This is a genomic window from Bacillus sp. P14.5, assembly GCF_003316765.1.
In the GTDB taxonomy this organism is placed as follows: domain Bacteria; phylum Bacillota; class Bacilli; order Bacillales; family Bacillaceae_B; genus Rossellomorea.
Genome location: NZ_NIJF01000025.1, coordinates 36,501 through 47,595, shown reverse-complemented (window position 1 = coordinate 47,595; position 11,095 = coordinate 36,501). Strand labels below are relative to the sequence as shown.

12 protein-coding genes are annotated in these 11,095 nt (G+C 38.3%); 6 read left to right on the top strand and 6 right to left on the bottom strand.

Annotated features, from left to right (window positions below; all coding sequences use genetic code 11):
* The 4 genes from B9Z54_RS03210 to B9Z54_RS26060 all read left to right on the top strand — a co-directional run.
* On the top strand, positions 1-1,471 hold a 1,471-nt coding region (locus B9Z54_RS03210), incomplete at its 5' end, for a reverse transcriptase domain-containing protein (RefSeq protein ID WP_113927074.1).
* Positions 1,472-1,615: 144 nt separating this feature from the next.
* Positions 1,616-1,912, top strand: coding sequence for a hypothetical protein (locus B9Z54_RS03205; protein WP_113927073.1), 297 nt, complete (start codon positions 1,616-1,618; stop codon positions 1,910-1,912).
* A gap of 124 nt (positions 1,913-2,036) precedes the next feature.
* Positions 2,037-2,309 (top strand): hypothetical protein, encoded by a 273-nt coding sequence (locus B9Z54_RS03200; RefSeq protein ID WP_162785075.1) that lies wholly within the window; start codon positions 2,037-2,039, stop codon positions 2,307-2,309.
* Positions 2,310-2,636: 327 nt separating this feature from the next.
* On the top strand, positions 2,637-2,861 hold the full coding sequence (locus tag B9Z54_RS26060) for a VanZ family protein (protein ID WP_113927070.1): 225 nt from the start codon (positions 2,637-2,639) through the stop codon (positions 2,859-2,861).
* A 152-nt stretch (positions 2,862-3,013) separates the two neighbouring features.
* On the opposite strand, the gene B9Z54_RS03185 is transcribed toward B9Z54_RS26060, so the two are convergent.
* Positions 3,014-4,249, bottom strand: a complete 1,236-nt coding sequence (locus B9Z54_RS03185; RefSeq protein WP_113927069.1) for an IS110 family RNA-guided transposase — start codon at positions 4,247-4,249, stop codon at positions 3,014-3,016.
* 837 nt (positions 4,250-5,086) lie between these two features.
* Between B9Z54_RS03185 and B9Z54_RS03175 the strand changes: the two genes are divergently transcribed.
* Positions 5,087-5,446, top strand: coding sequence for a YciI family protein (locus B9Z54_RS03175; RefSeq protein WP_113927067.1), 360 nt, complete (start codon positions 5,087-5,089; stop codon positions 5,444-5,446).
* 412 nt (positions 5,447-5,858) lie between these two features.
* Here the strand turns inward: B9Z54_RS03175 and B9Z54_RS03170 are convergent, their stop codons facing one another.
* From B9Z54_RS03170 to B9Z54_RS03155, 4 genes are all read right to left on the bottom strand, one after another.
* Complete coding sequence (locus tag B9Z54_RS03170) at positions 5,859-6,311, bottom strand: cyclic nucleotide-binding domain-containing protein (protein WP_113927066.1); 453 nt, start codon at positions 6,309-6,311, stop codon at positions 5,859-5,861.
* Between the two features lie 158 nt (positions 6,312-6,469).
* The gene (ric, locus tag B9Z54_RS03165) at positions 6,470-7,171 is read right to left on the bottom strand and encodes an iron-sulfur cluster repair di-iron protein (RefSeq protein WP_113927065.1); all 702 of its coding nucleotides are present in this window, start codon (positions 7,169-7,171) and stop codon (positions 6,470-6,472) included.
* Between the two features lie 87 nt (positions 7,172-7,258).
* A complete protein-coding gene (locus B9Z54_RS03160) occupies positions 7,259-7,948 on the bottom strand; it encodes a Crp/Fnr family transcriptional regulator (RefSeq protein ID WP_113927064.1) in 690 nt (229 codons plus the stop codon).
* Positions 7,949-7,965: 17 nt separating this feature from the next.
* Complete coding sequence (locus B9Z54_RS03155; protein WP_113927063.1) at positions 7,966-9,090, bottom strand: TIGR04053 family radical SAM/SPASM domain-containing protein; 1,125 nt, start codon at positions 9,088-9,090, stop codon at positions 7,966-7,968.
* A gap of 133 nt (positions 9,091-9,223) precedes the next feature.
* Between B9Z54_RS03155 and B9Z54_RS03150 the strand changes: the two genes are divergently transcribed.
* Complete coding sequence (locus B9Z54_RS03150; RefSeq protein ID WP_113927062.1) at positions 9,224-9,940, top strand: YwiC-like family protein; 717 nt, start codon at positions 9,224-9,226, stop codon at positions 9,938-9,940.
* A gap of 297 nt (positions 9,941-10,237) precedes the next feature.
* Here the strand turns inward: B9Z54_RS03150 and B9Z54_RS03145 are convergent, their stop codons facing one another.
* Positions 10,238-10,975: an Mrp/NBP35 family ATP-binding protein gene (locus B9Z54_RS03145; RefSeq protein WP_345840680.1), complete on the bottom strand. Its 738-nt coding sequence runs from the start codon at positions 10,973-10,975 to the stop codon at positions 10,238-10,240.
* Positions 10,976-11,095: the final 120 nt, after the last annotated feature.

Below are 11,095 nucleotides of genomic sequence, written 5' to 3'. Positions count from 1 at the left end.
AAATTTACACAATCACAGCTATGGATTTAGACAGAATCGAAGCACGCATGATGCGAAAGCTAGATTCGAATTTCTAATCAACCAAACAGGACTCTTCCACTGTATTGATGTTGATATAAAAGGTTTCTTTGACAATGTTCATCATGGAAAATTGCTTAAACAAGTTTGGTCATTGGGAATAAAAGATAAGAAGTTATTAGCCATCATTTCAAGACTTTTAAAAGCTGAAATCGAGGGTGAAGGTGTGCCATCACGAGGCGTTCCTCAAGGCGGCATTTTATCTCCACTTTTATCAAACATTGTCCTTAATGAACTAGATTGGTGGGTAAGTAATCAATGGGAAACATTTGAAAGTGATTTTAAATATAAGTTCATTGGCAGTAAATATCAAGCACTGAAAAAACGGTCTAACCTAAAAGAATGCTACATTGTAAGGTATGCAGACGACTTTAAAGTCGTCTGCCGTACTCGGACACAAGCCATTAAAATGAATTACGCTATCAAAGACTTTCTTAAAAAAAGATTACACCTTGAGACGAGCGATGAAAAGTCAAAAGTGGTGAACTTAAAAAAGAATTCGTCAGAATTCCTGGGGTTTTCTATGAAAGTTCAACGGAAAAAGAAAGCAAGGTTTGGGTACGTTGCGAAGTCCAATATGACGAGGAAAGCGAAATCGCAATCATTCTCTAAAATTAAAGATGCAATTAAGACTGTTCAAAAGAACCCTTGTGCCGAAACCGTCTGGCACTTTAATAAGGTTGTCATGGGAATCCAAAACTACTACGCTCCTGCAACCAACATCACAAATAATCTAAGTGAGTTAACCTCTCTGTTAAACAAGACTTTATACAATCGATTAAAGAATCTAAGAAAAGAAGCAAAATTCTCTGATATGACAAGTACACTACAACAACGCTATAAAGGGTATAAACCAAAATATTATAAGATTCAACAAATGGTTTTTGTCCCCATTTATGCCCAACGGCATAAAACAAATCTATGTTTCTCTCAAGAAATCTGCAATTATACAGCAGAAGGAAGAGATAAAATACACCATAACTTAAAAGCGATTGACAAAAGCGTACTTAGTTACATCATGAAAAACTTCATTCCTAATCGTACAATTGAGTACAACGATAACCGCATAAGTAAGTTCATTGCCCAATATGGAAAATGTGCCGTTACAGGTAGTGAACTAGGCAAACATGATTGGCACTGTCATCATAAAGTCCCGTATCATCTCTCCAGAGATGACACGTACTCAAATTTGATTGTGCTGCATGAAATCGTCCACCGCCTGGTTCATTTAAAGGATATTGAAAAGATGAAAGATTTAATGAAAACTCTAGAGTTAAATAAAAAACAAATCCAAAAGGTAAATGAACTCCGAAAACATTGCGGAAACGACTCAATCATAAATTGGAATCAAAGTGCTTCTATTAATTACATAGAAATGAATGAATTGGATTAGTTGGGGCGCCGTATGCGGTGAAAGCCGCACGTACGGTGCTAGCAGGGGGAAAAGGGAGCGATAACTTCAAACCCTTACCTATCTGTCATGAATAAGAAGGTCGGCAATAAAGTTTTAATTTGTTACTGCAAGGAGGTGTATTCTATGAACTATCTTTTATTCATTTTAGTGATTTTCGTTTTGTTGTTCGCCTTGAGAAAAGTCTCTATGATTAAATATTCCAAAAGGCATTCTGCTTTAATAGATGTTCAGCAAAATGCAAAATCATTATTATGGGGAGTTTTAGTAATTTCTGCAATTATATTTATTCCTTATCAAGTTTGGGTTTTAACTGGAAAATCTCATTACTTTGATGCAGTATACATCATCGGCGGAACGGCTCTTTTAACCATAGCTCTAAGTTTTATTTATTATTATAAAAGTGCAGTGAAATATAACTAACGGTTTCGTTTGCCGAACAAGCAGTCGCCCCTGCATTGTTCAATTATTGGGCAGAATAATTGAATATGAAAAAATAATTTGGTTTTAAAAAAAGAGGTGTCTTAAAATGAGCAAGAGAAGTAGGATGTCAAAGTGGAAAAAAGTTAGAGAAAAAGGGAAAAAACATTATATTCTTTTCTATGGAATTTTAGGTTGGGGAATATCAACTGGAGTTCTATTTTTTCTTCTAGGACAAGCTTATGAGCATAAGGTAAACTTTTCGGAATACTTTAGTGGAGATTGGATGGTAACACTCATTATTAATCTAGTGAGCTTTATGCTTGGTGGAACTTTATTTGGTATTTTCTCTTGGGGTGCTAATGAAAATTACTACCACGATAAATATATTAACACTTAGAAAGGTATCTTCCGTTATAGGGGGCGTTTGCTGGATAAAGCAAATGCCCCCGTTTATAGCAAATGTAAGAGAATGTTAGTCCAATGATTATCATATACCTCTTTAATAAGAGGTGATAAAAATGTTAACAAGCAAACAAAATTCTTTAAATATTTTATTCCTGTCTTATTTCTTATTATTGATGATAGTGAGCTTTTTGGGGATTGATATAAATAATTTGAGAACCCCCCTAATCGGAGTAGAAAGTAATCTTGTTCCATTTAAGACTTTAAGTGGTTTTGTCTCCAATTTTGAACACTATAATCTTGATACCTGGCTTTATAATACATTCGGGCCTATTCTTATATTTTTGCCATTAGGATTTTTACTACCAAGAGTCTCCCTAATTCTGAAATTAAGAGGGTAATTTGTTTTTCGTTCTTCCTAAGTATCTGTATCGAGTTTTTGCAGTTTGTAACCAAGTTAGGGGTATTAGATGTAGATGACATAATACTAAATTTAGGTGGGGTAGCATTAGGGTACTTTGTTTCTAGGGCGGTTTTCAAGAAGTGAGAAGGGTTGTTCAATTAAACCAGCTAATAGTTTGTCAACATTTTTCAATAAAAACTTAAAATAACTCATGTTATACTGAAAATACGCATGCCAAATAACCTTCCACTGACTTATGTTTGGAAGGTTTTGTCTTATTTAGCTGGAAATCTTAATTAGGCTATATCTTGGAAAGTGGTTCTGTTTTTTAATATGGCATAGATCCAATGTAAAAGCTTATTAACACAAGCAATGACGGCTACTTTATATAGTTTACCTTCCTCACGCTTCTTATCGTAAAAGGCTCTTAATCTCTTGTTTCTAGGGATGATTTCATCTGTGGTTTTCTGTTTACGACAATCACGAATACCAGAGCGAACAGCCATATATAAGGCATGCCTAAGCCTGCTTGAACCACGTTTAGTAATTCGAACGAGAGTAGCTTTAAACTTACCTGATTCAAACACTTCTGGATCAACCCCAGCGAATGCTACAAGTTTTTTCGGGTGATTAAACCGGTCTATCTCTCCTATTTCAGAAATGATCGTGGCGGCGATCTTTTCTCCGATACCAGGGATAGATTGGATAATCTTATATTCTTCAACTTCTTTTGCGAGAGTGTCTATCTCTGACTCCATTCTGGATAGATGCTCTTTGTATTGAAGAAGCATATCAATATACATACTTAGACTCAGTAAATGACTCTGATAAAGCGTCTTTTTAAATGGATTCCGTGCTGCAGCTTGCTTAAGATCCCGAGCTTTTTCTTCTGCCCATCTTTTAGAGCGACTCTTACAGAATTCCTTGATTTTATCGGCCAACACATCTTCACTCGCAGCCAGAATATCTTCTGATGCGGGAAATTCCTTTAAAAGAAGCAAGGACACAACGGAATATAAATCTCCAAATACACCTCTATACTCAGGGAAGATTTGATCTAACACTGCTTGGAATTGAAGCTTAGTTTGAACGTATATCCCAGTAATATTTTCATGCTGTCTTGTGAGATTTCGCAGGTTCAAAAGCTGAATACCGCGTCTTTCGTAGGGTTCTAAATCCTCTTTGTAATAAAGCTCACAGAGACGATAGGCATCGATGGCATCCGTTTTAACTTTTCGTAAACTAGAGCTTTTAGCTCTGTGAGAAATCAACGGATTTACGATGATTAATAAATAGTTATGCTGCTCTAGAAACTGAACCACAGGTGCGTGGTAATGGCCAGTTGCTTCTAGTACAACCGAAGATTGAATGCCGGTTTTATCTTTTACGCTTTCCAAAAACTCAAGTAATGACTCTAGCCCTTCAAGATCATGCTTGATGCTAAAACTTTTACCGTAAGGTTTTCCTTTATCTAAAAAGGCCTGTACCTCACTTTCTCCTTTCGATACATCCAGACCAACGACTGGATTCATTCTCAATCTCCTCCTCATATTCATCTTGCCAGTAACCCCTAATCCTCCTAGTAGTATCATAGCTTCGCTTGTTATACGAGATCTTTGTCCCAACCAGCCTCAAACATGTTTCTACCAGTAGGGGGTGAACGGTTTAACTGACGGGATCTAAAGTCCCACGGGGGCGGACGTTCTACCCTGGCTACTGTTATAATAAGACCATATAAAAAATGGTCAACCAGAAAAATCTAACATTCTGGTTAACCTTATAATACGAGGGTTGTTCAATTATAGGGGGCGTATATTGAAGAACACGTCCTTTTCTTGAACGGGGACAGTAGAAAGTCGTCTTCATTGCCCAAGATTTTTAGAAATTGGAGTTGAAATTTTAATATGGTTCAAAAGAAAAAAGTTCAATCAAATATGGTTTACCTTTATGCCCTAATTCTATTCTGGATATTTGATACTATTGATACCTTTTTCATAGAAGAAAAATGGTTTGATTACATATTCTATTCATTAACTATGGTTGCAATAGCTGGTTTTACAATTATTAGTTTAAAAGAACGTAATAAATTTGTGACGGTTATATTATGTCTTTTATTTATTGCGTATTTATATGAGGTAATTTGAGAGTCCTAATTCAATAAACGGGGGCTTATCCAGAACAGGGTAGGCTTCTTTTTCATTGAAAGTTTTCCTTGAGTAAGTAGCTGGATTTTGAAATAATTGGTATTAAGTTAAAGGGCAGTTTAACTTAATAAGAAATAAAAGGAATATTTGTTGAATATATACAGTTTTTCGATTAAGCTAATTATGTGATTTATTTCACATAGTTATAAGAAGGGGATGAGTTGAATGAGGTTTTTAGTATTACTTACACCATCAGTAAATTGGAGAGACGATGTACATTTCCATAACCAACCTTTTATGCCAGAACACGCTGTATACGTTCAAAAACATTATAATAAAGGTGCAGTTGTGCTGGCTGGACCTTTTGAGGATTTAACAGGCGGGGCTATTGTAGTTGATGTAGAGAACGAAGATGAAGTAATGAACTTTGTTGAAAACGACCCCACAGTAATAAATGGAGTCTTTACTTATGAAGTAAAGAGATGGGGCGAGGGAATGAGTAAGTTTGAAAATAAGAACCCTAATTTCGGGCAGGATTATTTAGATTTTAAACATAAAAGACAAAGAGAGTTAGGGATTATATAAAATCTTATTCCTGAATGTATCTTCCGTTAACGGGGGCTTTAATGAAATAAAGTTTGTAACACTAAACCGTTATAAAGCGGTTTAGTGATGGTAGGTCTCTGCGGTAGTTTGTGCACCACATTGTGCACGAACTTCTTTTATTTCGTTTAATTACATTAACGTATTTAATAGCCAAATTAATTACTACCTTGATATACCTGTACTTCTTGATACGTTATTAACTTATTTTTCTCTGTTCATCAGATAAGATAAATCTGGCAGCCAAGAGGTCAGCGGTTCGAGCCCGCTATGATCCTTACCCTAATAAACGGCCGGTCAATTTTTAAAGTAACCGGCCGTTTTTATTATAGAATTGCGAAATTAAAAAGAGCAGAGGTCAATTTTTTTTACTGGCCACTACTCTTTTTTAAAGTTATACATTGTGTGAGTCCCTGCCAATAAGGGTGATCAGCTTATCGAAAGAGGAAAGTAATTTTTCATTCATCCCCTTGATTACATTCTGTTTAAACTTTATATTTTGCATCAGTAAGTGTTCGATGAATAATAAAGGTACTTTCATTAATACGGTACCTTTTCCCGGTTTGATTACCAGCGTCTCTGTAGCAGATTCTAGGGTACTTAATGACTCCCCTATATTTACTGACTGTATTTTAATGGTGGGGTGTTTGGGATTTTCATAGTAAAGTGCCAATTCACCAGTGAGTACGATAAACAGTTCTTCTTCAGTTAGAATCTCTTTCATTTGTTCTGGTGTTTGGACTTCAATCAGCGTTGATGCAGCCACTATCTTTTTCAATACTTGATTATCGAGGCCTTGAAATATTGGCAGACTTTTCAAGTAAAGCATATATTGGGATTTCACCACTATTCTTCCTCCAGATATTTGTAATTTCCGTAGTAGACGAGAGATCAGTATGTTTTACAAAATGAAAGAAAGAGTCGAGCAGCATGCGTATCAAATAGTCAGTTGCCTTAACTCTTTCGACAACGCTCCACCTTCAACTGTTGGTTTGGAATTGACTTTCAAGAAATGGCACGTGGAAACAGGATATTGTTCTCCAGGTGAATATGTTCGAATAGATCGCTCTCCAAAGCTTCCAACCGTTGGTATACCAGTCTGTAAGTGCCGCATGCTTCTTCAGGCGGTGTAAAATCATTCGTGACTTCACGAAGTTCTTTCAATTTATTGCCTGCAGAACTATGTTCGGTTTCGAGTTCACTAATGATATGCTGCAGTTTTTCCTTGTTTTCAGCTGTAGGATTTTCCTCATAAGCCAAAATTAATGGAAAATCTTCCGTTTCTTCTTTGACCGTATGCTGGATCAATTCCGATTTAATATCATAAAACAGCTTATGGACCCTGCCTAAGTGAGAGTGGCGCTCACCATGGACACGGTACACCTTGGTAACGTAAGGGCTTAATAAAGGCAGTTCTTCGTTTAAGTAGCTGTGATGCTTATCGATGATATAATCAATCAATTTTGAAGAGGAGCTTTTCTCCCAATCAATTGATTTTTCATTTAAATCTTTGGACTTTTTATATAGGTTATTCAGTTCTGATAGTACCTCATTTAAAGAAAGCTTTCTTTCTTCTAGTGCTTCGATCAATGGGCGGTTTCCTCCACAGCAGAAATCAATACGATAGGATTTAAATAGGTCACTGGCTTTCGGGAATTTTTTTACGATGTCACTTATTAAAGCTTCTCCTGTAAATGTTTGTTCCATTGTAATCCCTCCAATTATTCTTTCTGACTCTAAGATATCAAAAGAAAATGTAATGTTTTGTGATGCATATCACATAATCCAGAAAAATTATGATACTTCAGATTCAAGGAGGTTGCAGTCGATGACGAGACACCCATTTTCATCAATTTCCAAGAGCCCTTTTTTTCGAAGGTAGTTAAGGTTTCGGCTGACGGTTTCTCTGGTGGTTCCGATCATGTTAGCTAGTTCCCTGTTGGTGAACTGGGTGGTGATTTTCCATTTATCACCATGTGAGCATCCGTTTGACCTGGCTAATCGAATTAACAGCATGATGATCTGTTCAAAAGTGTTGTGGAGGATCTGTTCTTCCAGCCGGTTGTGCAGATCTACAATTTTTTCTCCTAGGACCTTGAATATCTTTATACATAGTTCCGGGTTATTGAGCAGGACTTTTTCAAATTCGGCAATCGGAATGACGATCAGTTGGGCATTCTCGATTATTTCTGCATTCGCAGGAAAGGATCCTTTTCGGAAGAAACCGGCATGGGGGAACATATCCCCGGCTTCCAGTACCGAAACAATTTGTTCCCTGCCCGATAAGTCCATTTTGTGGATTTTCACCTTGCCGGAGTAGATAAAAAATACGCGATCGAGTTTGTCTTCCTGCATAAAGACAACTGAACGCCTATTATAGGTTCTGCAAGATGAAATATTAATAAAAGGCTTGAGTTCTTCCTCTGAGAGATCTTTAAATAAAGATACTGCTTTCAAATGGTTTTCAATCTCATTCCTCTTCATGAAGAACCTCCTTTTTTTTAGCGCTCAGCCTGTTTCTTAGCCCGCATACTTTTCGGTATATAAACACATGCCGGTTCACTTTCCAAATAATCTCCGGTGAGTGCATATGCCCTTGAACGTGAGCCCCCGCATACATATTTGAACTCACATTGTCCGCATTTCCCTTTATAGGAATCGGGATCTCTCAGCTCTTTAAAAATAGGGGAGTGCCGGTAAATCTCTGGCAGTGGTTTCACCCGGACATTCCCTGCTTTAACAGGAAGTAGCCCGCTCGGATAGACATCTCCGATATGGGAAATGAATACAAAGCCATTTCCATCGTTAACCCCTCGAGGAGCCCTCCCGAGACCATCGAAACTTCCTGTCTTTCCTGCTTGAAGAGCATCTTGATATTGGATGGACCTGGTTTCATCCCTGTTACGCTGCATTTTATCCGTTATGACCACCCTGCGGTAATGCTGTGCGGCCGTGGTTTTAATATCAAAACGCACCTTTTTACTTAAATCATTTAGCCAGCGGAAAACTTTTTCATGCTGAACAGGCGTAATCATATCCCTTTCTTTTCCTCTCCCGATCGGTACGAGGAAAAATACACTCCAAAGGACACAGTCCAACTTTTCAACCAGTTCGGCCATTTCATCCAAAACATCCACATTATATCTTGAGATGACCGTATTGATCTGAAGGGGGAGCTCCAGCTCATGGATATAGTCAATGGCTTTCATCGTCAAATCAAATGAGCCGCTGGTTCCCCGGAAATGATCATGGATTTCTGCTGTCGGACCATCCAAACTGAATGCCCATCTGGATAAGCCCACTTCCTTGGCTTTTTTAATGGCTTCTTTTGTTACATTCGGAGTTGCGCTGGGTGTCATGGAAACCCGCAGTCCTTTTTGGATGGCATAAGAAGCAATATCATATACATCCGGACGCATCAGTGGATCTCCTCCGGTAAAGACGAGCATAGGATTATCCATCTCATAGATGGAGTCAACCAACTTCTTTCCTTCTTCAAAATCAAGTTCCAGGGGATGACGGTGATGCTGTGCTTCCGCCCTGCAGTGAAGGCAGTGGAGTTCACAGGCCCTCGTCAGCTCCCAAATGACGATGAAGGGATTTTCATTAAAGTCCCGATCAAACATTGAAACTCCTCCATTCCTTAATTTACTTCAATGGTAAGGAAAACAAGGCGGTATGTAAGTGAAGTACATCACATGGTTAAAAGAAAATATTCATTATAATGAGATCGAATGAGAGAAAAAGGGGGAGAGTAAGTTGAAACCATTATTGCCAAAACAGCATGGAGCCTGGGCAATGCTATTGGTTCCTTTTATATTGGGCATATCGGAAAGTTCTTTTGAATTACCGCATATCCCATTGTTGATAGGCTGGTTGTTTCTCTACCTGGCTACCTATCCAATGTTGATGCTGGTCAAAGGAAAGAAAAAAAGTGAGTATGTAAAATGGTCGGCCATTTATTTGGGGATCAGCATGTTCATGTTGGTCACTGTACTTCTGTTTGACTGGAGGATGTTGTATTTTGGTGTTGCCATGATCCCGTTCTTTCTGGTCAATATATATTTTGCTAAAAAGAAAAAAGAGAGAGCATTTACGAACGATGTTATAGCAATTATTGAATTTTGTATCGGCGGCCTGGCAAGTTTTTACTTGGGATCTGGAGAGATTGATATAGAGGGATGGTCGCTGCTCTTTTATTCATTCTTGTTCTTTCTGGGAAGCACCTTTTTTGTGAAAACGATGATAAGAGAGAAGAAGAATAAGACTTTCCGATTGTATTCATGGGGTTATCATCTATCACTGTTGGCCATGATGCCAATATTCAGTCCGGCTTACCTGATGGTCATCCCGTTCATCCCGAGCGTTGTAAGGGCATTTGTGTTATATGGACGGAAGTTGAGCATCATGCAGTTGGGAATCAGTGAGATTATCAATTCAGCTTTTTTCTTGGTTAGTATGATCATTCTTTTATAAATACTGTTTAGAATCAAGGTTGTTAAACAAATAAAAGAAAGGTTGATTTCCCCTACAGGTGCGTGACTCCGCGGGGCGAGCGGTGATTTTAAAAGCGGAAGCGTCCGGTCAGCGACATATAGATTGGAGGACTCTTTGCATTAGATGAAGGAATCACGAAAGCTTATCCCGCAGGAGATCACGCACCTCCGCTCCAATCAACGCTGAATAAGCAAGTGAAAACAAGAATAGCACAATAACAGTAAACTATATAAACAAAAAGGAATTACCCTCACACAGGTAATTCCTTTTTTACTATTAAATTGTCTTTTTCTCAATAAGAGAAGCCAGGTTTTCATAGTGTTCGAATAGAAGGGAGCCTTCTTCGTAGATAGCTTGTGTCTCAGAATCTGTGTCCGGTTCCTGGATTGGCAGTTGAGCCAACAGGTCGGCTCTAAGGGTTTCGGCCAGAATCTCTCCGCCGCCTGTTCCAAATAAATGATACTTCGTCTGGCTGTCCATTGGTTGGAAGTAGGACATATTCTCGACTACGCCAAGAATGTCGTGTTTTGCCTTGAGTGCCATTGTACCTGCCCTCTCTGCAACAAGGGCAGCAGTTTGGTGAGGCGTGGTCACGATGATTTCCTTGCTTTGCGGAATGTGATGATGCATATCCAGGGCGATGTCACCGGTTCCCGGAGGCATGTCGAGAATGCAATAATCAAGCTCACCCCACATGACATCTTTACTGAAATGCTCCACCATCTTTCCGAGCATCGGTCCTCTCCAAACGACCGGTTCATTATTTTTTATTAAAAATCCCATGGACATGATCTTCACTCCGTGTGATTCCACAGGAATGATTTTTCCATTGAACGTTTTAGGACGGTCTGTAAGATTCATTATTTTAGGAATGCTGAAACCGTAAATATCAAGGTCAATCAATGCGACATTCTTGCCTCTTCGTGCCAGGGATATGGCCAGGTTTGTTGAAACCGTTGATTTTCCGACTCCGCCTTTTCCGCTTGTCACCGCAATAACATGTTTTGCTAACATATTTAAACACCTCATAAAATTTATTTGATGAATTTCCTTTCCTGTGATGAACTTCACAGTGCAATATATCTTCTTTCATTACAATAAAGGAAATTGCTGCATCAGTAACTTAATTCAACC